The sequence below is a fragment of the Nocardia sp. 852002-51101_SCH5132738 genome (assembly GCF_001665695.1).
Classification (GTDB): domain Bacteria; phylum Actinomycetota; class Actinomycetes; order Mycobacteriales; family Mycobacteriaceae; genus Nocardia; species Nocardia nova.
In genome coordinates, this window is record NZ_LZML01000029.1 from 1 (window position 1) to 23,860 (window position 23,860).

A 23,860-nucleotide genomic window follows, 5' to 3' on the forward strand; every position below is an offset into this window, starting at 1 on the left:
CCATCGGGGATGTGGCCGACCTTTTTGATATCGACGTGCACCATGTGCCCGGGCCGGCGAGCGGCGATCCGGCGCGGTGCCCGATTCGGCTCACCGGCCGGGTCCAGGAACCGGCGCCGGTTCAGCCCGAGCCGCGCCAGATGCCGGCCCACGGTCCGCACAGACACGGCCGTGCCCTCGGCCGTCAACTCGACGGCGATCCGGCGAGCGGACCACTTGCGGGTCCGCCGCAACACCTCGATCCGGTTCACAACAGCCACCGACTTGGCGGCCGGTGACCGGTGCGGGACGCTGGACCGGTCGAGTAGCCCTACTTCGCCGTACCGGCGAAATCTGCTGACCCACTTCGACGCACACTGACGTGAGATTCCCATTTCCGCGGCGACGTGCGCGATCGGACGGGACTGGCAGCGCAGGACGAGCCGGTGGCGACCCTCGACGGTCAGCGGGGCATTACGGTGAGACACGGCGGTTCTTTCGGGTCGAGCGGACGGAGGATTGGCGTTTTCCATCCTGCCGCCGAAAGAACCGCCCCCATCAACTCACCCCATACCCCGCGTCACCAACGTCACGACCCACAACAGCTAGCCCACCCGCTCCCACCGTCCGTTCCGAGGACCCCGGTCTGGGTATGACCCCGGGCGGCCCGGAACCGATGCCGAATATGCCCGGAATGTCGAATGTGCCTCGCACGCCGGCCGCCGTGGCCGGACCGAACGCCGTCGCCATCGACAATTTCGCCTTCGGCCCGCAGACCGTGACCGTGAGGGCCGGCACCACCGTGACCTGGACCAATCGCGACGAGGAACCGCATACGGTGGTGGCGCGCGACGGCTCGTTCCACTCCCCGGGAATGGGCACGGGGGCCACATTCAGCTTCACCTTCGCCCAGCCGGGCACCTTTGCCTACTTCTGCTCGATCCATCCCTTCATGCACGCGACAGTGGTGGTGACCCCGTGACCGAACAATTCCCACGGCACACCGATCCGCGCGATCCGCACGCCATGACCCGGCGCCAGCTGCTACGCCACAGCGCCTGGTTCGGCGCGGCCGTCGGCCTGACCGCGGTCGGCGGCGAGGTCATCTCCCATGTGGCGGGCGCGGTCCCGGCCACTGCCGAACGCCCCACCCTGCGATTCGCGCAGATCAGCGACAGCCACATCGGATTCCAGGGCACCGCCAACGCGAATGTCACCGACACCTTCACCGAGGCGATCGATCAGGTCAATACCCTCGGATACACACCGGATTTCGTCATTCACACCGGTGACCTGACACACCTCGCCACACCCGCGCAATTCGATCAGGTCCGCCAGATGATGTCCGGATTGTCCACACCGCACATCTTCACCGTGCCCGGCGAACACGATTCGACCGACGACGGCGGACAGCGCTACCGCTCGGTGTTCGGCAAGGGCACCCGCGGTGACGGGTGGTACAGCTTCGACATCGCGGGAGTGCACGTCATCGGGTTGGTCAATACGCTCAACGCGCAGAATCTGGGCCATCTCGGACAGGATCAGATCGACTTCGTCCGCGCCGACGTGGCGGGATTGTCCGCCGACACCCCGATCATCGTCTTCAGCCATATCCCGCTGTTCGCGATGTATCCCCAATGGGGTTGGGGCACAGACGATGCCGCGCAAGTACTGAGCCTGCTGCGGCGGTTCTCCTCGGTCACCTGCCTCAACGGCCATGTGCATCAACTCTTCACCAAGACCGAGGGAAACATCACCTTCTTCAGCGGGACGACCACCGCCTATCCCCTGCCGCATCCCGGCGACGGGCCCGCGCCCAAACCGGTGACGTTGCCGGCCGGAAAGCTCCACGACGCCCTGGGGATCCGGGAAGTGAGCTACCAGCAGGGCCGGCAGATGCTCGCGATCAAGGAGCAGACACTGCGATGAACACGCTATCTACCGCACGGTCGCGGTTCCCGGCGCGCCTGGCGATCAGCGCCGGACTCGTCACGACCGGTGTCGTGCACACCCAGCTCTACGGCCGGGGCTATCGCTACATCGGCTACGTGGGCCCGTCGTTCGCCATCCAGGCCGCCGCCGCCTTCGCGCTGGCCGCACTGGTTCTCGTCGGCCCCTGGAGCCTGCGCGCGGCGGCGGCGGTGCTCAGCGCCGCCTCCCTGGCCGGCTTCGTGCTGTCGCGAACGAGCGGCCTGTTCGGATTCACCGAAACCGGTTGGCAGCCGGCACCGCAGGCGATGGTCGCGATCGTCGCCGAGATCGTCACCCTCGTGGTCTGTCTGGTCTCGCTGTACCGGCGCGAACTTCGCACCTGATGTCGCGGCGCCGCCCGGCGGACGGCAGGATGGCTCGGGTGCTGCGTAGTTTTCAGGTGACCAATCACCGTTCCCTGGCCGAACCACAGGAACTCCGCCTGGTGTCGAGCCGGGCCGGTGCGCTGCCCGCTCCCGTCACCGCCGTCCACGGCGCGGCGGCGAGCGGGAAATCCGGTCTCGTCGACGCACTGGCCCACATGCGCGACGCGGTCCTGCATTCGGTGACCGGCTGGGATCCCTACGCCGGGCCGGTGCGCACGCCGCATCTCGGATTCGCCGACCGGCCTTCGGAATTCGTCGCCACCTTCGTCGCCGAGGGCACCCCCTACACCTATGGGTTCCGCCTCGACAACGCCGATGTCACCGCCGAATGGCTGCATACGCATCCGCACAACCGCAAACGCGTCATCTTCGAACGGGAGGGCGAGCAGATCCGGATCGGGCCGATGTTCGAACCGGTGCGCTTCGGCATCACCGCACTGGTGCCGCTGGTGCGGCCGAATGCGCTGCTGCTCAGCCTGACCGGGCAGATGTACGCCGAGGCGCTGGTGCCCGCCTATCGCTGGTTCTCCGCGCAGCTCGACGTCCAGCGCGGGCCCGCCGACCCGCACAGCATCGCCGAGCGCCTCGGCGGGCACATCTCGCGCTCCGCCGACAACGCCGCGCGGCTGCTGATGCTGCTGCGCTCGGCCGAACTGGGCATCGAGGATCTGCTCCTGGCCGAGAACGATCCGATGTACGCCGACTACCTGCGCGATATCGACGGCGAAATCGCCGGGATGGCAAAGGAATTGGATGCCTGCGCCGCCTCGCCCGCGCACGCCCTGCGGGTGCGCGAAACCCTCGGCGTGGAACCCGTCGCCCTCGAGCGGGAACTGAGCAATCTGCGCGCGGCCCGCGACACCCTCTACGCGCGCATGGTCGCCCGCCGCGGGGTCGGGCTCGGCGTGGTCCACGAGGGCATCGACGCCGCCTTCGACATCGCCGACGAATCCACCGCCACACTGGCCCTGCTGCGCCTGCTGCCGACCGTGCTCGACGCGCTCGACACCGGCCGGGTGCTGGCGGTCGACGATGTCGACACCCACCTCACCGGGGACACCGCCGACCGGCTGATCCAGCTGTTCCAGAATCCGGAGACCAACTCCCGGGGCGCGCAGCTGATCTTCACCACCCGCAACCGCACGCTCATCGACCGCGGCAACGGGCGCTCACAGTCTCGGCGCACCCGGGTGTGGCAGGTCCGCCGCACCGCCGCCGGCACCAGCGAGCTCAGCGTCGGCTGATATCGCCTTGGCGCCCCGGTGACGGCGGCACATCGAGGCTGTCCCGTTTGTCCGCCTAGCATGGAGGCATGCTGCTGCAGATCGTGTTCATCGTGTTGATCGCCGGCGCACTGATCGCGCTGCTGATGAACTTTCGCGGCCGGGGTCGTTTCGGTGGTTTCCAGCGCGGCGCGCAGGAGGCCGGGACGCTGCGGATCACCGGCGTGAGCCCGCGCCCGGCCGCGCAGGGCGAGCAGTTCGTGACGATCACCGGCACGATCTCGGGGCCGAGTGTTGCGGCCGAGACCGTGTACGGGCGCTTCGCCTGGGACGTCAACCAGTGGCCGTTCCCCGGTGAAGACCTCCCCGTCGTCTATCCACCGGGTAAGCCTCAGCACTGGCAGATCGGCCATCCCGACCCGGGGCCGTCCACAGGATTGTGATCCCGGCGCAGCCCCCGCCGCGCCCTATTCGAAGGTGAGCGAATCCGGGTCGTCGGCGTAGGCGCGGGCCACGTCGGACGACAGGCCCAGCGCACGGCGGGCCCACGCCAAGGGGGCGGCGGCCAGGCCACACGCGGGGGTGACCAGGATGCGGTCGGTGAGGGTGCGCCGCGGGAAGCCGAGGCGGTCGACGAGGCGCACGCCCGGTTCGGCGAGCTGCCGCCAGGTGGGCGGGGTGGCCGGTGCCGTGGTGGGGACCAGCCCCAGCGCGAGATATTTGCCCGCGTCCAGTAGTTCACCGACGGCGTCGAGGTTGCCGGTGGCGATGGCCGCCATATCGAAACCTACTGCGGCAGCGGAACTTCCGCGCAGAAACGACAGTGGCGGCGCATCGGCGCAGCTGTGGATCAGCACCGGGACGGACTGGGCGGTGACGACCGTGTCGAGGATGTGCAGCGCCTCCGGCTCGGGAACCGGGCGCACGGTGTTCAGCACGCTGGCGCCGCGCAGACTTCCCTCCAGCACCGCCCCCAGCGACGGTTCGTCCAGTTGCACGACGACATCGGCGCCCAGCCGTTTGGCCACCTCGGCGGCATGATCGGACAGCCCCTCGGCCAATGATTCCGACAGGTCGCGCACCGCACCGGAGTCGGTGAGCACGCGATGACCGTTCGCCAGTTCGACCTGCGCGGCGAGCGTCAGCGGTCCGACCGACTGCACCTTGAGGGTGCGGCCGGCACCGGTGAGACCCGCTGTCTCCCAGGCTTCTTCGAGCGCGTCGAGATCGGTGCGAAGCAGATCGTGCGCGCGGCGCGCGGTCGCTCCGGGGCGGGGGCTCAAGCGGTATCCGCGGGTGGTGGTGTCGAACTGCATGTCGACCAGCAACGCCGAGGCCCGCCCGACCATATCGGAACCCGCACCGCGCCCGGGCAATTCGGGTAGATGGGCGAGTTCGGGCAGCTCCCCCACAATGGTGGCGGCGGCCTCGCGGGGGTCGGTGCCCGGCCAGGAACCGACACCCGTGGCGATACCTCCCCGCAGGCTCGGCCGCGCGTCGGATCGGTTCTCGCTCGTCATATGTCACCCATCTCGATCACCGCGCCGAACGTCGGCGGCCGCATGACGTGGTCACGCACGGCGCAACCGTATCCGAGCGTGGACGCGGAGCCGGCCGTACTCCCCGAAGTGTCCCCCGACCCGGACGACGTCCGCGCTCACCGCGCGGAATCCGCGACCAGCTCCCCGGCGCGCTCACGTCCGGTACCGCTGATGGTGCCGCTGCCGATCACCCGGTCTCCCAACGGATCCGGCAGATAGGCCACTACCGCCTGCCCGCGCGCCACGCCGGTCAGGGGCTCGCGCAGCCGCGCGATCAGACCGCCGTCGACCGCCTCCACGACGGCCGGGGCGATGCCGCCGTGCGCACGCACCTGGACGACACAGTCGAACGGCCCGGACGGCACCTCACCGGAGGTCCACACGGCCCGGTCCGCCCGCACCGTCCAGACGTCCAGATCTTCGGCGGGCCCGACGTGGACGGTGCCGGAGTCCGGGTCGATCTCGGTGACGTAGCGGGGGCGGCCGTCCGCGGCGGGGCCGGGCAGCCCGAGCCCCTTGCGCTGGCCGATCGTGAATCCGTGCACGCCTTCGTGGTCGGCCAGTTTGCGGCCGTCGCTGTCGACGATGGCGCCGGGACGCACACCGATCGAGGCGCCGAGGAACGCGCGGGTGTCGCCGGAGGGGATGAAGCAGATGTCGTGGGAGTCGGGCTTGTTCGCGACGGCGAGACCGCGCTCGGCGGCCTCTTCGCGGATGCGCGGCTTCGGGGTGTCACCCACCGGGAACATCGCCCGCGACAGCTGGTCGGCGGTGAGCACGGCCAGCACATAGGACTGATCCTTGTCGGCGTCGACGGCGCGGCGCAGCACACCGTCGGACAGCTGCGCGTAGTGACCGGTCACCACGGCGTCGAATCCGAGCGCGGCGGCGCGGTCGGCCAGGGCCGAGAACTTGATCTTCTCGTTACAGCGCAGGCACGGATTCGGCGTCTCGCCGGCCGCGTAGGCGGCGACGAAGTCGTCGATCACGTCCTCTTTGAAGCGGTCGGCGAAATCCCAGACGTAGAACGGAATTCCGAGCACGTCGGCGGCGCGGCGCGCATCGCCGGCGTCCTCCTTGGAACAGCATCCGCGCGATCCGGTGCGCAGTGTTCCGGGGGTGGCCGACAGGGCCAGATGCACTCCGACCACCTCGTGGCCGGCGTCGACCGCACGCGCGGCGGCCACGGCGGAATCGACGCCGCCGCTCATCGCTGCCAGCACTCTCATCGCGTACCTCCTTTCGCACCGGCCAGTCCGGCCGCTTCGGCCCGCTCCACCACGGAGGGCAGAACTTCCAGCACTCTGTCGATCTCGGCCGCGGTCGTGGTGTGACCGAGCGAGAACCGCAGGGAACCGCGCGCCTGACGCGGTTCGACCCCCATCGCGAGCAGTACATGGCTCGGCGCGGCCACCCCGGCGTTGCACGCCGATCCGGTCGAGCACTCGATCCCCGCGGCGTCGAGCAGCATCAGCAGGGAATCGCCCTCGCAACCGGGGAAGGTGAAGTGGACGTTTCCGGGCAGGCGCCGCTCACCGGTAGCGCCGTTGAGGACGGGCCCGGGCATCGCGTCGCGCACGCCGGCGATCAGGCGATCGCGCAGCTCGATCAATTCCGCTGTGCGCGCGGGCATTTCCCGCACGGTCTCCCGCAGCGCCGCGGCGATTCCCACCGCGCCCGGCACATCGGAGGTGCCCGATCGCAGATCGCGCTCGTGGCCGCCGCCGTGCAGCAGCGGCACGCAGCCGACCTGCCGGCCCAGCAGCAGGACCCCGCATCCGTGCGGACCGCCGACCTTGTGCCCGGCGAAACTGGCCGCGGCCAGGCCACTCGTTGCGAAATCGATGGGCAGCTGGGCGGCCGCCTGCACCGCGTCGCTGTGCATCGGAACGTCGAATTCCTGAGCGACGGAAGCCAATTCGACGATCGGCTCGATCGTGCCGACCTCGTTGTTGGCCCACATCACGCTGACCAGGGCGGTATCGTCGGCGTGCGCCGACAGCGCTTCGCGCAGCGCCCCCGGCGAGACGATGCCCTCGGAGTCGACGTCGAGCAGGGTGACCTGGGCGCCCTCGTGCTGCTGCAACCAGTCCACCGCGTCGAGCACCGCATGGTGTTCGACCGAGCTCACCAGGATGCGGGTGCGGCGCGGATCGGCGTCGCGACGAGCCCAGTAGATGCCCTTGACCGCGAGATTGTCACTTTCCGTACCGCCCGAGGTGAAGATCACCTCCGAGGGCCGCGCCCCGAGATCGGCCGCGACGGATTCGCGCGCCTCCTCCAGCAATCGCCGCGCGGTGCGGCCGGAGCCGTGCAGGGACGACGCGTTACCGACCGTGCCGAGCACAGCCGTCATCGCCTCGACGGCGGCCGGGAACATGGGTGTCGTGGCCGCGTGATCGAGGTAGACCGTCTTGGGCGCCGCTGCGACCGGACCCGGGAAAGCCGACATCATGACCGATCCAGCCTATCCCACCGTTGACCTGCACACCTTGGGGGTATCCTTCCGCCTTCCGCGTACCACCTACGCTTCACCCCCATCGGCAACCCGGCTGCCCTCCCCCGATATTCCCGATGGCCGCCGGAGATTTTTCGGCGTCCCCGATATTCCGGCGGACAAATCCGGCAGCACCGAACCAAGCATGTGCTCGATATTTGCTGAAGCCGGAAAGCTTACTCACCACGAATCCCCCGAATTTCCACCGAACGAACACTACCATTCGAAAACGACTGGACACCAGGTTGTTTCGGGCCGGCGACCAGCTCGCGGAAAGTTTGCGGATAACCGCGTTTCTGACTAGGCTGCCTCGCAGAACGATCACCACGGCGCGGCGCGGACAGCGCTCGAGCGGGAGCGATTCCGATATTTCCCCGACTCGCCGTGGATGTGCTGGGGGTTATTCGCAGACATATGACGGTTGAGCCCGGTATGCGGCAGATCGAGTCCGGGCTGTGAGGTGAGGAGAACGGTGAGCGGCAAACTGATCACGACAACTCCGTCGGCGGCTCTGCTGGTCGAGGAGATCGTCGATCGCTACGGCTCGGTCGAGCAGTTCTGCAACCAACTGCGCCGGGACCTGGACGACCCAACCGTGCAACTGCCGCGCCTCACCCATTTCATGCCGCCGGACGGCCCCCATCCCCCACCTCATCTCGCCTGGTCACAGGCTCCGTGCGCGGAACCGGCGCCGATGACCGAAGCCGGCGCGGCGCCGCCCCGACCCTACGGCGGCGCCGAGTCCCCGGCCGTCTTGGATCCGGCCGCCTCGGTCGGCGAGCCCGCTCCGCCCGCGCCCTCGCGAGCACAGCCCATGACCGCCGAAGCGCACGTGCGCCGCAGCCTGTGGCATCGATTGCTGGCCTGGTTGTGATTAGTCTCACCGATCTGCGAAATACCTTCTGTCACAACGTATTCGGGCCCGAAGAGCGTTGTCTCGTCCACCCCGGCCGGGTCCCGGCGCCCTGATCTCCTCGGTTGCCGGCCCGGCTTCGCCTACCCCCGGAAGTGATCGTCGATTCCGGGCGGTTGATGATCGTGGGTGCCCGGCCGTCGGCCGGTGAGGAAGGAGTTCGGCGCCATGGACAGTGCGTTCTTCCGCGTCAAGCACGAGGAGACCGAGGAACTGCACCCCGAACCCCGCGCGGGCAGCGGCTGGGGTGCGGACCAGATGCGCGGGCCGGCCGTCAGCGCTGCGCTGGCGCGAGAGGTCGAGCGGACGGTCGAGGCCCTGGGCCGTCCGGATCTGCAGCCGGTGCGGTGGACGCTCGATCTGTTCCGCGCGGTCCGGATGCGCCCCTCGGTGACCTCCGCGACGATCGTCCGTGAAGGTCCCCGCCTCTGCCTGGTCGACGCGGTGCTGAGCCAGGACGGCGAACCGGCGGCTCGCGCGAGTGCGCTGTTCCTGCGAGCGAGCGAGGCCCCGCCCGGGCAGGTGTGGTCCGGTGGCACCACCCCGACCGCGCCCGATCCGGGCATGCGCGCTACCCGCGACCCGGAACGGCTCTACCACGCCGAATCCGAGGGCTGGGGCGAGTGGTCCGACGCCTTCCTCGGCAGCCCCCGAAAACGCATCTGGCACTTCGCAATTCCGGTGGTCGAGGGCGAGGAGCCGACCCCGTTCCAGTTCGCGGCCTCGGTCGCCGACGTCACGAATATGGTGTCCAATCTCGGCAGCGCGGGCTTGGAATACATCAATCCCGATGTGACGATGGCGATCACCCGGCTGCCGGCCGAGAGGGAAATCGGCCTCGCCCTCACCGAACGCGTCGAACATCACGGCCTCGCCGTCGGCACCGCGGTGATGTTCGATCGCGACGGCGCCCTCGGCACCACCACCGTCTCCGCCATCGCGAACGCCCGCCGCGCCGTACGCCTCGTCCCCGGCGCCGACTGAGAGCGACCGTTTCTCGTCGGCGCCGCTCGACCGGCATCCCGGCGTGATCAGCTCTCCGGGGTGGGGCCGGTGAGGACGGTTTGCGCGGTTTTGCGGAGGGCGGCGACGAGGCGGCTGCGGTCGTCGGCGCGGGTGGCCAGGACTACGTGGGCCGGGTCGACGTCGGTGAGGGGGACGGCGGTGAGGTCTGGGCGGAGAGTGTGAATTCGGAAGCCGGCGGCGATGGCGACGGCCTCGCCGGCGGCGATGATCTCGAGTTTGTCCTCCATCGCGTCGATGATCGGGCCGTCGGGGGCGGAGCGTCCGTCGGGGCGAGGGTCGATGCGCCAGTAGGCATTCCAGGCCGGATCGGAATCGCGGAGCCGGGGCAACGGTTCGTCGGCGATATCGGCGAGGGTGACCGATTCCTTGCCCGCGAGCCGATGGGAGGTCGGCAGGATCACCACCCGCGGTTCGTCGTAGAGGACGGTGACGTGCAGCCGCTCGGTGGGGAAGGGCAGCCGGGTGACCAGCGCGTCCACGCGATGTTCGAGCAGCGCGGCGGGGACGTCGTTCCAGGGCACGTGCTGGGCGCGCACCTCGGCATCGGGGTGGCGGCGGCGCAGTTCCCGGACGGCGGGGGTGACGATCAGCCCGCTGGTATAGCCGACCGCGAGGCGCCCCGGCTGGGCGACGGCGCGGGTCTTGGCGACCGCCGCGGCCGCCGCCCGGAGCAGCGCATGGGCCTGCGGCAGGAACACCTCACCGGCCTCGGTGAGGCGGCTTCCCTGCGGAGTGCGGTCCAGGAGGCGAGCGCCGAGTTGCTGTTCCAGCCGGTGGATCTGGCGACTCAGCGACGGCTGCGTGACGTGTAGCGACTCGGCCGCGCGACCGAAGTGCCGATGATCGGCGACCACGGTGAAACAGTGCACCAGCCGTAGATCGAGGTCCACGGGCGACGTCTCGGGCATGACGCCAGCTTAGCCGGGGGGCCCGAGTGCTCAGCTGCACCTACCTGGGGCGATACGGAAAATGTATTGCGTCAGACGAAAGATTCATTGGCAGCGCGCCCGTCGCCGGTGCGAGAGTGAGTTGGCGGCGGAGATCCGGCGGCGGCGTCGACAGGAGCGGGACCCACCCCGCGCCGACGCCTCACGACACTGCTCTCGCGCCGTCAGGTCAACGGCACCGGTTGCACTACCGGCCGCTGGTCCGCGGCACCGGTTTTCGCTACCGGCCGCCGGTCCGCGGCACCGGTTGCACCACCAGCCGCCGGTTCGCGACACCGGTTGGCACTACCGGCCGCCGACCCCGAGACACTCGTCGAGACCTACGTATTCCTCACCAGCACAACCCATTTCAACGAATCTCCGTACATCCCAGGAGGGACAATCGATGACAAGCAACACCGTCGTGGAAGCCGCACGCAGCGCGCTGGGACCGGTCGGCGTCACCCTCCCGGTGTCGTTCACCCGGACGCCCTCGGCACAGGAGCAACGCAGCGCGGGCCGCCGGTTGGAAGAGGCCGGCGTCCGGGCGGTATGGACCAACGAGGTGATCGGCAAGGACGCCTTCGCGCACCTGGCCGTTCTGCTCGCCGCCACCGAACGGATGACGGCCGGAACCTGCGTGGCCAACATCTGGGCTCGGGCACCGCAGACCGCGCACGGCGCCGCCGCCTACCTCGCCCAGGCATATCCGGGGCGATTCGTGCTCGGCCTGGGTGTGGGGTATCCGCAGCAAGCCGACAGCGTCGGCCGCGAATTCGGCAGCCCACTGACGACCATGCGGGACTACGTGGCGGGGATGGACGCACAAACCTGGCCACCCGCGCCCGAGACGTCCTATCCCCGCATTCTCGCCGCGAACGGTCCGAAGATGCTCGCCCTCGCTGCCGATATCGCCGACGGCGCCCTGCCGGCCGGCCTGCCCGCGGAACATACCGCGCGCGCCCGGGACGCGCTCGGCCCCGGAAAACTGCTGGTGGTGGGCCAATCGGTGGTCGTGGACGATGATCGCGGGCGAGCCCGCGCGACCGCCCGCGAGGTGGTGCGAACGTGGGCCGCCCGGCCGTCGTTTCGCGCCACACTCGTCGAATTGGGCTATCCGGCAATCGAAATCGACGAACTCGGTGACAGGGTCGTGGACGCACTCGTCGCCCACGGCCGCGCGGAATCCATCGCGGCCACGATCCGCTCCCATCTGGACGCCGGGGCGGACCATGTGGTGCTGCTGCCACCGATCGGCACCGAATTCGGCTCCGGTATCGAGCAGTTGGTGTCGATCGCGCCGGCCCTCGGCGAGATCGGCTGAACGCGCCGACTCCGCCCTCCCTCGCCGCAGCAGGTCGCGGGCGTATGGTCGCCGCATGCGCCTGAGCACCCGAAATCAACTCGACGGCACCGTCGTCTCGGTCACTCGCGGTGAGGCCATGGCAGTCGTGCGGGTCCGCCTCACCGGCGGGGACGAGATCACCTCGTCGATCACCCGCGATGCCGTGGACGATCTCGGCCTCACCGAGGGCTCGACGGTCAAGGTGCTGATCAAATCGACCGAGGTGACACTCGGCATCGAATAGATCCACCGGCCACGTCCTCCGGTGGCACACGTAGCCTGGTCTGGTTCGTTCCCGGACGCGGCCGGTGCCGGCCGGGTCGTGCAATGGAGGTTGTGCCGTTGTGACCGTCACGCTGCGTCCGGACGCGCGGTTGCGGTTCTCGCCCGACGGACGAGTACTGCTGGGCGGCAGTCCGCTACGAATGCTGCGCCTCTCCCCCGCCGGCGCCCGCCGAGTACGGGCCTGGTTCGCGGGCGAGCCGGTCGGCAGTGATGCGAGCGCGCAGGCGCTGGCGCAGCGGATGCTGGCGGCGGGCGTCGCGCACCCGGCAGTCGGGCAGGGCCGCCACACCACGGCCGATGTCACGGTCGTGATCCCGGTCAAGGACAACCTCCCTGGACTCACCCGGCTGCTCGCCGCGACCGGTGACGTGAGCGCCCGCATCGTGGTCGACGACGGTTCGGCCGAGCCGATCACCGATGGTGTCGCCGAGGACGGGGACCGCACGCACGCAACACCGACCGTGACGATCGTCCGGCACGCGTCCGCGCGCGGCCCGGCGGCAGCCCGCAACAGCGGATGCCGCGCGGTCGCCACCGAGCTGATCGCCTTTCTCGATTCGGATATCGTGCCCGATCCGGGCTGGCTCGACCCGCTCCTGCCGCTGTTCGACGATCCCGCGGTCGCGGCCGTGGCTCCTCGGGTGCGGACCTTCGAGCACGGTGTGCTCGGCAGCTACGAGGCCCACCGGTCGAGTCTGGATATGGGTGGCGAACCGGCGGTGGTGCGGCCGGGCGGGCGCATCTCCTACGTCCCGACCGCGGCGCTGGTCGTGCGACGGTCGGCGTGGGAACGAGCGGGCGGATTCGACGAAAGCCTGCGCTACGGCGAGGATGTCGATCTGGTCTGGCGGCTCGTGAGTGACGGGAAAGTCGTTCGGTATCAACCCGATTCGGTGGTCCGGCACGAGCCGCGCACCACGCTGCGGGCATGGCTGCGGCAGCGCTACGACTACGGCACCTCGGCCGCTGTCCTGGCGCGGCGACATCCGGGACACCTGTATTGCGCGCGCCTGCCTCGCAGCACCGCGTTCCGCTGGGCCACGATCGCGCTGGGCCGCCCCTGGCTCGGCATCGTGACGGCCGTCGAACCGGTGCGGCAGCTGCGGCGGCTGCGTACCGTCGGGCTGCCGGCGTCGATGGCCGCGACGGTGGTCGGTGAGGCCGAAGTGTCCGCGGTGCGTCAGCTCGCGGATGCGCTGCGCCGAATCTGGTGGCCGGCAGCGTTGTTCAGCCGCCGCGGCCGCCGGTTGCTGCTCGCGGCCTACCTGCCGGTGGTGGCCCGCGCGGTGGCGGCCGGGCGGGATCCGCGGGCCGGACTGTTGCGCATCGCCGACGATCTCGCCTACGGGACGGGAGTGTGGGCCGGCTGTCTGCGGACGCGGACCGCCGAGCCGGTGGTGCCGCTGCTGTATCGAACCGACGGAGACAGTGATGCGACTGGCTGATCTGACCTCGGCGGACCTCGCCGAGGCCGACCGCGCGCCGCTGCTGGCGATCCCGCTCGGCGCGACCGAACAACACGGACCGCATCTGCCGCTGGGCACCGACACCACCGTGGCGGTGGAACTGTGCCGCCGCCTGGTCGCCACGCGTCCGGATATCGTTGCGGCGCCGGAGATTCCGTACGGCTCGAGTGGTGAACACGCCGGATTCCCGGGGACATTGTCGATCGGGCACCGCGCCCTGGAACTGCTGATCGTCGAATTGGTGCGCTCGGCAGACGAATTCGCGGGCGTGATCCTGGTGAACGGGCACGGCGGAAACCTCGAGCCACTGCGGGCCGCCCAACGCCTGCTCACCGCGGAGGGCCGATCGACGCTGGTGTGGTCGCCGACCGGTCCGGCCGACGACACTCATGCCGGTCATGGGGAAACCTCGGTCATGCTCCACCTGACCCCGGCGCGGGTGACGATGCACCGCGCCGAACCCGGCGCCACCCGGCCGCTGCGCGAGTTGATGCCGCGGCTGCGGTCCGGCGGGGTGAAAGCGGTGAGCGCCAACGGAATACTCGGCGATCCCACCACCGCCGACGCCGCCGAGGGCGCGCGGATCCTCGACCGCTGGGCCGGCGCATTGATCGCCGCGGTCGCCGAAAGATTCCCCGAACCGCGCTGAGGCAGGCCCCATCGCCGCCGGGAATCGGCCTAGCCTGGGCGAACCACTGCATCGCGATCGATGGAGGTAACGACATGGCCTGGACCGCCGCTCAGCTCGATCGGATCGAATCGTCCGAGGAACTGCAGATCACCAGCTATTACGAGAGTGGCGCACTGCGGGATTGGACCACCATCTGGGTGGTACGCGTCGACAACGATCTCTACATCCGCTCCGCCTACGGCCGATCCGGCGGCTGGTACCGCCACGCCATGCACACCCGCGGCGCACGGATCCGCGCCCACGGCGTGGAAACCGACGTGACCCTGCACCCGGTCACCGACTCCTACATCAACGACCGCGTCCGCAAGGCCTACGAGTCGAAGTACCGCGACCAGCCCACCGCCCTCGAACCCATGCTGGCCCCCGCCGCCGAGAACACCACCCTGCGCATGGACCCTGTCGGGTAGTACGGGGATGGGCAGTCGCGGTCGACGTCGTCCTCACCGGCATCGATACGGGGTCGTCCGGGCGCCGTCGACAGCTGTCGGTGCGAATAGGTATCGTCCGGACCTGTCGTAGACAGGGACCGAAGGGTGGGGCCGATGATCCGATCGAAGCGTTTCCGGAGCACAGGACGATGTGCCGTCGGATTCGTGAGCGCCGCGGCCGCGACCATTCTGATGGTCGCGCCGGCCGGCGCTGTCCCTGCACCCGGCAGCGGATCCGGGTCGCCGACCGCAGCTCCGGGCCCCGAGGTCGAGCTCAATGCCTACTGTGACGACCACGGTGGCAGCGCCCACCTCGCGAACGGCCGCACCGTCTATTGCACCCAGGTCGAAGGCACGGACGCCTACGTGTGGTCCTACTCGCGAGGACCCCTCAACCACGACCCCAATACCCGGGGCTATACCTGCGACGACAACGGCTGCCACTTCCCTGACGGTTCCGCCGTCCCCGGCTATCAGCGCTGCGGAATTCTCTGCGGCGAGCCGCCGACCAGTGGTGACATCCAAAGCGGTTTGGCCGACTGCTTCAATGCCGGCACACCGTTCGAGGAGTGTGAGCGGCGCATGCGGTGAGCGCCGGCGGCTCGTGTGGGCCGCCGGTGCTTCCGGGTTATCGCCCGGTGAAGTAGTGGGCCTCCTCCAGATCCTCGATGAGGTTGGGGTGCAAGGGTTTCCATCCGAGCAGGGACGTGGTCGCCTCGGCCGTTGTGGGGTTGTCCAGCTGGACCATGGGGGCGAGGAAACCGAAGTGAGCGGGGGCATCCTCGGCGGCGATGCTCACGACGGGGACGTCGAGGTGGCGGCCGATCACCTCGGCGATGCGGCGCAGCGGGATGCCTTCGTCGCCCACGGCGTGCAGACGGGTGCCGGCGGGGGCGGATTCGAGAGCCAGGCGGTACAGGTTCGCCGCGTCGAGGGTGTGGCCGGCGGGCCAGCGGTTGGCGCCCTCGCCGACGTAGGCGGACACGCCCTTCTCGCGGGCGGTGGCGATCAGGATGGGGACGAAACCCTGGCGGTCGAGGGTGCTGTGCACGGTCGGTGGCAGCCGTACCACGCTGGATCGGATTCCGCGCTCGGCGAATCCGATCACTTCGTTCTCGGAGTCGATGCGCGGCCCGGCCGGCAGCGAGTCGGCCTCCGTGCCGGTTCGTCCCAGAGCCGCGAGCAGACCCGTTCCGGACGTACCGACCAGCGGCTTACCCGACCCCGCCAGGGCCTCACCGAACGCCCGGACGACCCGGAGGTCGGCATCCGCCGCACCGAGGAAGTCTCCGGCGATCATGTTCTCGTGTTTGAACGCCAGGTGGATCACGCCGTCGGCCGCGGCCGCCGCCTCGGCCAGCGCCTCCGGCTCGTCCAGATTTCCGCGCTGCACCTGCGCTCCCGCGGCCTCCAACGCCGCGGCCGAGGCATCCGATCGTGCCAGTCCGATCACTTCGTGTCCCGCTGACAGCAGTTCGGGCACGACCGCGGACCCCACATGTCCCGACGCCCCGGTGATGAATACGCGCATGGAAAGACCTTCCCGCGAGGAATACGCCGCGCCTCTCGCACGGCGGCCGCCGATGTCAGCGACTGCCATCACGCTTCACCTCGATGTCAGCCGCTGTCATCACCTACTGCCAGGCGAACCAGGAATCGCTCGACGCCCGGATACTTCTCGCCCAGCGAGGTCGTGGTGAATCCGAGCGCCGCGTAGAAGGCGAGCGCCGAGCGGTCCGTTTCGGCGACGATCGGCAGCGCGGGATCGTCCGCGCGGATTCGCGCCACCAACCGCCGGCCGACCCCGCGCCCGCGCAGCGATGTCGCGATATGGAGCAGGACGATCCGGTCCGCGCACCGCTCGTATCCGGCCACGCCGATCGGTTCGTCCGCCAGAAACACCGCCAGCAGACCGGTCGCCGGATCGTCGCGATATCGGCGCAGGACCGCGTCGAGGCGGGCCCGGCCGCCACCCACGGCCGCCGACAACAGCGACCGCACCCGGATATCCGCCGCGAGATCGCGACCGGCTCGAATCATCGTCATCCGGGCACGGTATTCCCGGACCGGCACGCGCTCAGCACCTCGTCGAACGACAGTGGCCGCGAGGGAGCGCTCAGGCCGAATTCGCTGCGCGGCGTTCGATTTCCGCGGTGCTCCAGGCGCCGATCATGCGGGCGGTCATGACGATGGCTTCGCGGCGTTCCTCGGGGTCGACCTCGAGGGCGGAGGCGCGCAGGACCGCGGAGAAACCGGTGTTCACCAGGACGAAGGCCATGACGTCGAGTTCGTGGTCGTCGCTGGGGCCGAGGATCTGGATCAGCAGGACCTTCACCAGCAGGCGCAGGCGGGGTTCGAATTCGGGGATGCCGCTGTTGTAGAACTGCACTCCGGCGGCCAGGGCGCGAACCAGTTTCGCGTTGTCGACCAGTTCGTCGCAGATGGCGGCGAGGATGTCGGCGGTCATATCCTCGACCGAGCGGTCCGCGCGATCGAGCCGTTCGGTGAAGCGGCGTTCGATGTTCACCAGCAGTCGTTCCAGCAATTCCTCGACGATGACCGTGCGGTCGGAGAAGTACCGGTAGACGGTGCCGATGCTGAGACCGGCCTCGGCGGCGATCCGGTTGGTCGAGGTGTTCTCGATCCCGCGCTCGCCGAACAGCCGCGCCGCGGTGTCGAGGATGTGCTGGCGGGTTTCCTTCGCACGCTCCTGCGTCGGGCGTCGACGCTGACCGACCGCCTTGGACGGCATCACGCACTCCTACCTGATCTCGCGCCTGTTGGTCGGTTGCTCATCCTAGGATGCCCGGGAACGATATTTCGCCTGTTCGGCGGCTTGCGACGGCGAATTGGCCGAGTCCACAAAGGACCGGCGTTTCCGCTATTACATTGGCGCCACAGCAGTTTCCCCACCGAGAGGCCAACCATGTCGGATCGAGTCGTCGGAGTCGTCCTCGCCGCCGGGGCGGGACGGCGATTCGGCCGTCCCAAGGCCACGGTCGGCGACTGGCTGACCACCGCGGTGAACGCACTGCGCGACGGCGGCTGCGCGGAGGTCGTGGTGGTGCTCGGCGCCGCCGAGGTCCCACCCGTTCCCGCGACCACCACGGTGGTGGCGCAGGAGTGGGCCGAGGGAATGAGCGCGTCGGTGCGCACGGGAATCGGTGCGGCGCAGCGCCTCGACGGTGCCTACGCCGCCCTGCACGTGGTGGATACGCCCGATGTCGGCGCGGATGTCGTCGCCCGGGTGATCGAGCGAGCGACGACCGACCCGTCCGGTATCGCGCGCGCGAGTTTCGCCGGACGCCCCGGCCATCCCGTGGTGATCGCCCGCCGGCACTGGGCCGACCTGCTGCCGACCCTGTCCGGTGACCGCGGCGCCGCCGCCTATCTGCGCACTGTCCCCGCGCAGACCGTGGAATGCGGTGATCTGGCCACCGGCCGCGATATCGACGAACCCGGCGACCTCGAGCGCTGACGCGGCCCGGTCAGCCCTGTCGTGCTCGCCGCCGGAGCGCGGCCACCAGCACCACGATCAGCAGCGCCGCCGCGAATCCGCCGTAGCGCACCAGATTTCCGGACCCCGCGGCCGCGAGCAGATCCAGCGGCTCCGCCGGGGTCCGCGGCGCGGCGGCGACGCTGCGCTGCCGTGGCGCGGTGACAGTGGCCGCGCCCGTATCCGGCGACTCCGTGACGGCGCGCAGCGGTTCGGCCGCCGGCTGTGCCGAGGCGGTGATCTCGTCGGCGAGATTGGTGGCGAACTGCCCGATCAGCGTTCCCGCGACATCGGCCAGCGCACCCCGGCCGAACTGGGCGGGCTTACCGGTGATCGCCAGATCGGTATCGACGAAAACGTCTGTGCTGCCGTCGTTCTCGACCAATCGGCAGGTGATGGTCGCCTTCGCCGTGCCGTTGCCGCGCGCTTCACGGCCGCGGCCCTCGAGCACCGCGACCCCGGCCTGTTCGTCCTGCGAGACGACCTTGATGATCCCGTTGTAGCTCAACCCCACCGGGCCGAGTTTGACCTTGATCCGGCCGTGGAAATCGTCGCCCTCGCGCGAGGTGATGGTCGCGCCGGGCACACACGGTGCGATGCGTTCGAGGTCGAGCAGTACCGGCCAGGCCTGCGCGGCCGGAACGGGGATGGTGAACGTGTTGTCGAGTTTCATGAAGGTCCTCGGTCGGATCAGGCCCGCCGCGCGGCGGGTGCGGCGATATCGGCCGCCGCCTCGTCGCCGGTGGACGATTCGGCACCGGCCTCGCGCGCATCGGCGGCGGCACGGACCGCGCGCACGATGCCCTGATATCCGGTGCAGCGGCACAGATTTCCCGAGATCGCCTCGCGAATCTCGGTGTCGGTGGGGTCGGGATTCTCCCGCAGGAAGGCGGTCGCGGACACGATGAAGCCGGGAGTGCAGAAGCCGCACTGCAATCCGTGTTCGGCGCGGAAGGCCTCCTGCACCGCCGACAATTTCCCGTCGGGTCCCGCGATGCCCTCGACGGTGGTGATCTCGGCGCCGTCGGCCTGGACCGCGAAGATCAGGCAGGAGCGGACCGCGGCGCCGTCGAGCAGGACCGTGCAGGCGCCGCACACGCCGTGTTCACAGCCGAGGTGGGTGCCGGTCAGCCCGCAGCGGTCGCGCAGATAATCGGCCAGCGTCAGCCGGGGCGCAACGCCGTCGCGGCGGCGGAAGCCGTTGATACGCACCTCGATATCGACCTCAGTCATTGCTCGCCTCCTCTATCGCGCGGCCCCACGCCCGCGCCACCATCGCCGCACCGAGCCGGCGGCGGTATTCGGCCGAACCGTGCACATCCGACGAGATCGCGGTCAGGTCCGCGGTCGCCGCGGCGCCGACCTCCTCGGCGGCCACCGCATCGGCGGGCCGGCCCAGCAGTGTGGCCTCGGCCCGATGCGCCCGCACCGGGGTCGGCGCGAGGCCGAACAGTCCGATCGCGCAGCGGTCGACGCGGGAGTCCCCGTCCAGCCGGACCGCTATCGCAGCCCCGGCCATGGCGAAATCGCCGCTGCGCCTGGTGAATTCCTCGATCGCGAAGCCGCTGCGCCCGGACCGGACCGGGAAGGTGATCGCGGTGACCAGTTCGTCGGGTTCGAGCGCGGTGGTCCACATGCCGGTGAAGAAGTCCGCGGCCGCGAGGGTGCGCCGTCCGCGCGGTGACAACGCCTCGATCTCGGCGTCCAGGGTCAGGGCCACCACCGGATATTCGGCCGCGGCGTCGGCATGGGCGATGGAGCCGCCGATGGTTCCGCGGTTGCGGATCTGAAAGTGCCCGATCAGCGGTGTCGCCCGGTGCAGCAGTGGAACCGCCCGGCGGACCTCCGCGGACGCGCCGACCGCCGCGTGGGTTGTCCCCGCACCGATCCGCACAGTCGAGGCCCCGGCCTCGATACCGCGCAGGTCGTCGACTCGCCGCAGGTCGACGAGATGGTCGAAGACCGCCAGCCGCAATGCCAGCATCGGCACCAGGCTCTGGCCGCCGGCGATGACCTTGGCCTCGTCACCGAGTTCGGCCAGCAGCGTCACCGCCTCCTCGGCCGAGCCGGGGGCGTGATAGTCGAAGGCGGCCGGTTTCATGCCGATTCCTTCCCGGCGGCACGTGCCCGCTCCACCATCTCCACGATCCGTGCGGGTGCGAGCGGCAGCTCCCGAAGCTCGATCCCGAACGGCGACAACGCATCCGCGACGGCGTTGAGCACGGCCGGCGCCGCGCCGATCGCCCCGCCCTCGCCGACGCCCTTGAAGCTGCCCGGCCCCGGACTCGGCGTCTCGACGTGGCCGACCTCGATATCCGGAACCTCCATCGCGGTCGGCAGCAGATAGTCCAGGAAGGTCGTCGCGACCGGATTTCCGCTCTCGTCGTAGGCGAGATGTTCGTAGAGCGCGCCGCCGATGCCTTGCACCGTGCCGCCGTAGATCTGGCCCTCCACCACATTGGGGTTGATCATCGGGCCGACGTCCTCGCTGACGATGTAGCGCAGCAGCGTCACCGCTCCGGTCTCGATGTCGACCTCGCAGGTGCAGATGTGGGTGGCGTTGGCCCAGATCGCCATCTGCGAGGTCTTGTGCCGGCCGTTGGCCTCGAGCCCCGGCGGTACTCCGGGCGGCAGACTGTCGGCCTGAAAATAGGCGATATCGGCGATCTCGGCCAGCGTCAGCCCCTTGTCGGGAGCTCCGCGCACGCTCGCGCGACTGTCGGCGAACTCGATCTCCTCCGGCGCGACGCCCAGGCGGTGGGCGGCGATCGCGACGATCCGCTCGCGCAACACGGCCGCGGTCTGCCCGATCGCACCCGCGGTCATCGATCCGGACCGGCTGCCCCCGGTGCCGCCGCCGAACGGCGTCACCGCGGTATCGCCCTGAATGGTCCGCACATCCGACAGCGTGACCCCGAGCGCGTCGGCCGCGAGCTGAACGACGGTGGTCTCCAAGCTGTTACCGGCCGAACCCCCCGCCACGTAGACGTTGACCTTGCCGCTCGGTTCGATGCGGATGGTGGCGCCCTCGGTGCTGAGGAACGGGCTCGCGCCGGTGGTCGGTTCCACATACGTGCAGGTGCCGACGCCGAGGTAGCGGCCCTGCGCGCGAGCGGCGCGCTGTTCGGCGCGGAAGGCGTCGTAGTCCAGTTTCTGGACCGCCTGCTCGAGCGTCTCCATCGGCGAGATGTTGTCGTAGGACATGCCGTTGGGATTGGCCCACGGTAATTCGTCGCGGCGCAGCATGTTCCGGCGGCGCAGCTCGATCGGGTCGATGCCGATCTGCCGGGCCGCGTGGTCGAGCAGCACCTCGCGCGCCACGGATTCGAGCTGCCACGGCCCCCGATAGGCGACCCGCCCGACGGTGTTGGAGTAGAGAAACTTCGAACTGAACGAGGCGTCGGTGATGCGGTAAGGGCCGGGGAAGAGAATGCCCACGACCACACCACCGGTGATCGGCGAGGGTGTCGGGTAGGCGCCGACGTTCTGCACATGGTCGATGGAAGCCGCGACGATCCGGCCGTCGGCGTCGAATGCCATTGCCACATCGGCGTTCTCGTGCCGTGCCAGGCCCGAGGCCATCAGATTCTCCTGACGGTCCTCGATCCACTTCACCGGGGCGCCGAGCGCACGCGAGGCGAGCATGACGCAGGTCTCCTCGCGCAGCGGCAGTTGCTTGAGCCCGAAACCGCCGCCGGTGTCGCGCGCGATCACCCGGACCTGGTGTTCGTCGATGCCGAGCAGCCGGGCGCAGAACGCGCGGACCTCGTGCGGCGACTGGGTGGCGATCCAGATCGTCATCTCCGCCGTCGACGCCGACCATTCGGCGAGGATGCCGCGGGTTTCCATCGGCACCGGCAGATAGGCCTGCTGAAAGATCTGCTGGCGCACCACATGCGCGGCGGAGTCGAACAGCGGTGCCAGGTCGGCGGCCGGACGCCCGCCCATCGCCCCGGCCGAATTGCCGGCGAATCCGGCGTGCACCAGATTGGGCGACTGTTCCGCGGTGGTGTAGTCGACCACCGGGTCCAGCGGTTCGTAGTCGATGACGACCAGTTCGGCGGCGTCTTCGGCGATATAGCGGTCGGCGGCGATCACCAGCGCGACCGGATCGCCGACGAATCGGACCTCCTCCTCGGCCAGCGGCGGGCGCGGCACCGGCGGCATACCGACCATGTCCAGGTCGTAGAAGATCTCGTGCGCACCGGGATTGAGGTCCGCGGCGGTGTAGACGGCGAGTACCCCGTCCAGTTCCAGCGCCGCCGACACGTCGATCGTGCCGATGGTCGCGCGGGGCAGCGGGCTGCGCACGAAGCAGGCGTGCGCCGCGCCCGGGCGGGTCACATCGTCGACGAAGGTTCCCGCGCCGGTGACCAGGCGCGCGTCCTCTATGCGCGGGATCCGCGCGCCGACCACGGAGGCGCTCGCGGTTGTTGTCGTCGAGGTCATCGGGCGGCTCGCATCGCGGTCATCGGACTGATCCCCTCTTGTTCGCCGTCGGACAAGGACCGGCACCTCGCGGTCGGTTAACAATATATGCCGAAAGTGAGTACGTCGCTACAGTAGAAGGAGAATGTAATTCTCATCGGAGGTCGGCGTGCGGGAACTCGGCGAGCACCTGCGGCACTGGCATGCCGCCGCAACGACATACGCCTTGGCCACCGTGATCGGCGTACGCGGTAGCGCGCCGAGGACATTGGGCACCACCATGGCGGTCTCCGCGTCCGGCCAGGTGCGGGGCAGCCTCTCCGGCGGCTGCGTGGAGGGCGCGGTCTACGAGGAATGCCTGCAGGTGCTCGCATCCGGGGAGCCGGTCCGGCGCACCTTCGGCTACAGCGCCGACGACGCCTTCGCGGTCGGGCTCACCTGCGGCGGGGAACTGGAGGTGTTCATCCACCGGGTGACCGCAGCCGAGTACGAGACGATCGACGTCGCGCTGGATCCGGATCGGCCGGTCGCCCTGGTCCGCGATCTGAAATCCGGCGCGATCGTCGCGGTGCGACCGGATCGCTCGATCGGAGGACCCGCCGACCCGGCGGTGATCGCACATGCTCGCGCCATGCTCGAGGCCGCCACCAGCGCGGTCCACACCATCGGATGCGCGGAGGGTGAACGCACCGTGTTCGTGACGTCCTTCGCCCCGCCACCGCGCATGATCGTCTTCGGCGCCACCGATTTCACCACCGCGCTGTGCCGGGTCGGGCGGCTGCTCGGCTACCGCGTCACCGTCTGCGAACCGCGCCCGGTCTTCGCCGACCGGGCGCGTCTGCCCGAGGCCGACGAGGTGGTGCGCGATCGGCCCGATCGGTATCTGGCCGGTACGCACGTCGATTCGCGCACGGTGATCTGCGTGCTGACCCACGACCCGAAATTCGATGTGCCGGTCCTCGCGACAGCGCTGCGACTGCCGGTGGCCTATGTGGGGGCGATGGGTTCGCGGCGGTCGGATCGAGAGCGACGGAAACACCTGCGCGACAACGGCATCAGCGATGATCAGCTGCGCCGGCTGCATTCACCGATCGGACTGGAACTCGGTGGCCGCACACCGGAGGAGACCGCGGTGTCGATCGGCGCCGAGATCGTGGCGGTACGCCGCGGCGGTTCCGGGCAACCGCTCTCGGCGACGGACCGGCCGATCCACGCCGACCCCGGACTCGCCTCGTAACCACGGTCGGATGGCCGAATCA

At 69.6% G+C, this 23,860-nt stretch carries 27 protein-coding genes; 15 read left to right on the forward strand and 12 right to left on the reverse strand.

What is annotated here, in order from left to right:
- Positions 1-467: leucine zipper domain-containing protein (locus A5789_RS04380; RefSeq protein WP_155525813.1), on the reverse strand; the 467-nt coding region annotated here is incomplete at its 3' end.
- 188 nt (positions 468-655) lie between these two features.
- On the opposite strand from A5789_RS04380, the gene A5789_RS04385 reads away from it, so the two are divergent.
- The 5 genes from A5789_RS04385 (at position 656) to A5789_RS04405 (ending at position 4,002) form a co-directional block, all read left to right on the forward strand.
- Positions 656-961: a cupredoxin family copper-binding protein gene (locus A5789_RS04385; RefSeq protein WP_082857033.1), complete on the forward strand. Its 306-nt coding sequence runs from the start codon at positions 656-658 to the stop codon at positions 959-961.
- Between the two features lie 44 nt (positions 962-1,005).
- A complete protein-coding gene (locus A5789_RS04390; RefSeq protein WP_064927121.1) occupies positions 1,006-1,908 on the forward strand; it encodes a metallophosphoesterase in 903 nt (300 codons plus the stop codon).
- A complete protein-coding gene (locus tag A5789_RS04395) occupies positions 1,905-2,294 on the forward strand; it encodes a hypothetical protein (protein ID WP_064906502.1) in 390 nt (129 codons plus the stop codon). The genes A5789_RS04390 and A5789_RS04395 overlap by 4 nt, the downstream gene beginning before the upstream one ends.
- A 38-nt stretch (positions 2,295-2,332) precedes the next feature.
- A complete protein-coding gene (locus tag A5789_RS04400; protein WP_064906542.1) occupies positions 2,333-3,580 on the forward strand; it encodes an ATP/GTP-binding protein in 1,248 nt (415 codons plus the stop codon).
- Positions 3,581-3,648: 68 nt separating this feature from the next.
- Positions 3,649-4,002: a hypothetical protein gene (locus A5789_RS04405; RefSeq protein WP_063014696.1), complete on the forward strand. Its 354-nt coding sequence runs from the start codon at positions 3,649-3,651 to the stop codon at positions 4,000-4,002.
- Between the two features lie 24 nt (positions 4,003-4,026).
- Here the strand turns inward: A5789_RS04405 and A5789_RS04410 are convergent, their stop codons facing one another.
- The 3 genes from A5789_RS04410 to A5789_RS04420 form a co-directional block, all read right to left on the reverse strand.
- A complete protein-coding gene (locus tag A5789_RS04410) occupies positions 4,027-5,079 on the reverse strand; it encodes a methionine synthase (RefSeq protein WP_064906503.1) in 1,053 nt (350 codons plus the stop codon).
- Between the two features lie 137 nt (positions 5,080-5,216).
- Positions 5,217-6,329: a tRNA 2-thiouridine(34) synthase MnmA gene (mnmA, locus tag A5789_RS04415; RefSeq protein ID WP_064906505.1), complete on the reverse strand. Its 1,113-nt coding sequence runs from the start codon at positions 6,327-6,329 to the stop codon at positions 5,217-5,219.
- The gene (locus tag A5789_RS04420; RefSeq protein WP_064906507.1) at positions 6,326-7,555 is read right to left on the reverse strand and encodes a cysteine desulfurase family protein; all 1,230 of its coding nucleotides are present in this window, start codon (positions 7,553-7,555) and stop codon (positions 6,326-6,328) included. The genes mnmA and A5789_RS04420 overlap by 4 nt, the downstream gene beginning before the upstream one ends.
- A gap of 514 nt (positions 7,556-8,069) precedes the next feature.
- Here A5789_RS04420 and A5789_RS04425 point away from each other — a divergent pair.
- Both A5789_RS04425 and A5789_RS04430 read left to right on the forward strand, forming a co-directional pair.
- Positions 8,070-8,471: a hypothetical protein gene (locus tag A5789_RS04425; RefSeq protein WP_064906509.1), complete on the forward strand. Its 402-nt coding sequence runs from the start codon at positions 8,070-8,072 to the stop codon at positions 8,469-8,471.
- Between the two features lie 207 nt (positions 8,472-8,678).
- Positions 8,679-9,494, forward strand: coding sequence for an acyl-CoA thioesterase domain-containing protein (locus A5789_RS04430; protein WP_064906511.1), 816 nt, complete (start codon positions 8,679-8,681; stop codon positions 9,492-9,494).
- 47 nt (positions 9,495-9,541) lie between these two features.
- Here A5789_RS04430 and A5789_RS04435 read toward each other — a convergent pair whose 3' ends face one another.
- Positions 9,542-10,444 (reverse strand): LysR family transcriptional regulator, encoded by a 903-nt coding sequence (locus tag A5789_RS04435; RefSeq protein ID WP_064906513.1) that lies wholly within the window; start codon positions 10,442-10,444, stop codon positions 9,542-9,544.
- 424 nt (positions 10,445-10,868) lie between these two features.
- Between A5789_RS04435 and A5789_RS04440 the strand changes: the two genes are divergently transcribed.
- From A5789_RS04440 to A5789_RS04465, 6 genes are all read left to right on the forward strand, one after another.
- Complete coding sequence (locus A5789_RS04440; RefSeq protein WP_064906515.1) at positions 10,869-11,786, forward strand: TIGR03620 family F420-dependent LLM class oxidoreductase; 918 nt, start codon at positions 10,869-10,871, stop codon at positions 11,784-11,786.
- A 55-nt stretch (positions 11,787-11,841) separates the two neighbouring features.
- Positions 11,842-12,051, forward strand: a complete 210-nt coding sequence (locus A5789_RS04445; protein ID WP_030512908.1) for a molybdopterin-binding protein — start codon at positions 11,842-11,844, stop codon at positions 12,049-12,051.
- Between the two features lie 100 nt (positions 12,052-12,151).
- Positions 12,152-13,537, forward strand: coding sequence for a mycofactocin biosynthesis glycosyltransferase MftF (gene mftF / locus A5789_RS04450; protein ID WP_064906517.1), 1,386 nt, complete (start codon positions 12,152-12,154; stop codon positions 13,535-13,537).
- Positions 13,524-14,207, forward strand: coding sequence for a mycofactocin biosynthesis peptidyl-dipeptidase MftE (gene mftE / locus A5789_RS04455; RefSeq protein WP_063014678.1), 684 nt, complete (start codon positions 13,524-13,526; stop codon positions 14,205-14,207). Before mftF ends, mftE begins: the two co-directional genes overlap by 14 nt.
- 74 nt (positions 14,208-14,281) lie before the next feature.
- On the forward strand, positions 14,282-14,656 hold the full coding sequence (locus tag A5789_RS04460; protein ID WP_064906519.1) for a DUF2255 family protein: 375 nt from the start codon (positions 14,282-14,284) through the stop codon (positions 14,654-14,656).
- Positions 14,657-14,842: 186 nt separating this feature from the next.
- Positions 14,843-15,268 (forward strand): hypothetical protein, encoded by a 426-nt coding sequence (locus A5789_RS04465; protein WP_146098624.1) that lies wholly within the window; start codon positions 14,843-14,845, stop codon positions 15,266-15,268.
- A 37-nt stretch (positions 15,269-15,305) separates the two neighbouring features.
- Here the strand turns inward: A5789_RS04465 and A5789_RS04470 are convergent, their stop codons facing one another.
- From A5789_RS04470 to A5789_RS04480, 3 genes are all read right to left on the reverse strand, one after another.
- On the reverse strand, positions 15,306-16,208 hold the full coding sequence (locus A5789_RS04470; protein WP_064906523.1) for an SDR family oxidoreductase: 903 nt from the start codon (positions 16,206-16,208) through the stop codon (positions 15,306-15,308).
- Positions 16,209-16,294: 86 nt separating this feature from the next.
- Complete coding sequence (locus tag A5789_RS04475; protein WP_064906544.1) at positions 16,295-16,723, reverse strand: GNAT family N-acetyltransferase; 429 nt, start codon at positions 16,721-16,723, stop codon at positions 16,295-16,297.
- Positions 16,724-16,793: 70 nt separating this feature from the next.
- Positions 16,794-17,429: a TetR/AcrR family transcriptional regulator gene (locus tag A5789_RS04480; protein ID WP_063014672.1), complete on the reverse strand. Its 636-nt coding sequence runs from the start codon at positions 17,427-17,429 to the stop codon at positions 16,794-16,796.
- A gap of 174 nt (positions 17,430-17,603) precedes the next feature.
- On the opposite strand from A5789_RS04480, the gene A5789_RS04485 reads away from it, so the two are divergent.
- On the forward strand, positions 17,604-18,155 hold the full coding sequence (locus A5789_RS04485; protein WP_064906526.1) for an NTP transferase domain-containing protein: 552 nt from the start codon (positions 17,604-17,606) through the stop codon (positions 18,153-18,155).
- 10 nt (positions 18,156-18,165) lie between these two features.
- Here the strand turns inward: A5789_RS04485 and A5789_RS04490 are convergent, their stop codons facing one another.
- From A5789_RS04490 to A5789_RS04505, 4 genes are read right to left on the reverse strand one after another with little or no spacing between them, the layout of a single operon-like run.
- Positions 18,166-18,846, reverse strand: coding sequence for an SRPBCC family protein (locus A5789_RS04490; RefSeq protein ID WP_063014668.1), 681 nt, complete (start codon positions 18,844-18,846; stop codon positions 18,166-18,168).
- Between the two features lie 17 nt (positions 18,847-18,863).
- Complete coding sequence (locus tag A5789_RS04495; RefSeq protein WP_064906527.1) at positions 18,864-19,406, reverse strand: (2Fe-2S)-binding protein; 543 nt, start codon at positions 19,404-19,406, stop codon at positions 18,864-18,866.
- Positions 19,399-20,274, reverse strand: coding sequence for a xanthine dehydrogenase family protein subunit M (locus tag A5789_RS04500; protein WP_064906530.1), 876 nt, complete (start codon positions 20,272-20,274; stop codon positions 19,399-19,401). The genes A5789_RS04495 and A5789_RS04500 overlap by 8 nt, the downstream gene beginning before the upstream one ends.
- Complete coding sequence (locus A5789_RS04505; RefSeq protein ID WP_064906533.1) at positions 20,271-22,622, reverse strand: xanthine dehydrogenase family protein molybdopterin-binding subunit; 2,352 nt, start codon at positions 22,620-22,622, stop codon at positions 20,271-20,273. Before A5789_RS04505 ends, A5789_RS04500 begins: the two co-directional genes overlap by 4 nt.
- 148 nt (positions 22,623-22,770) lie before the next feature.
- Here A5789_RS04505 and A5789_RS04510 point away from each other — a divergent pair, with 148 nt between their 5' ends.
- On the forward strand, positions 22,771-23,838 hold the full coding sequence (locus tag A5789_RS04510) for an XdhC/CoxI family protein (protein WP_064906534.1): 1,068 nt from the start codon (positions 22,771-22,773) through the stop codon (positions 23,836-23,838).
- Positions 23,839-23,860: the final 22 nt, after the last annotated feature.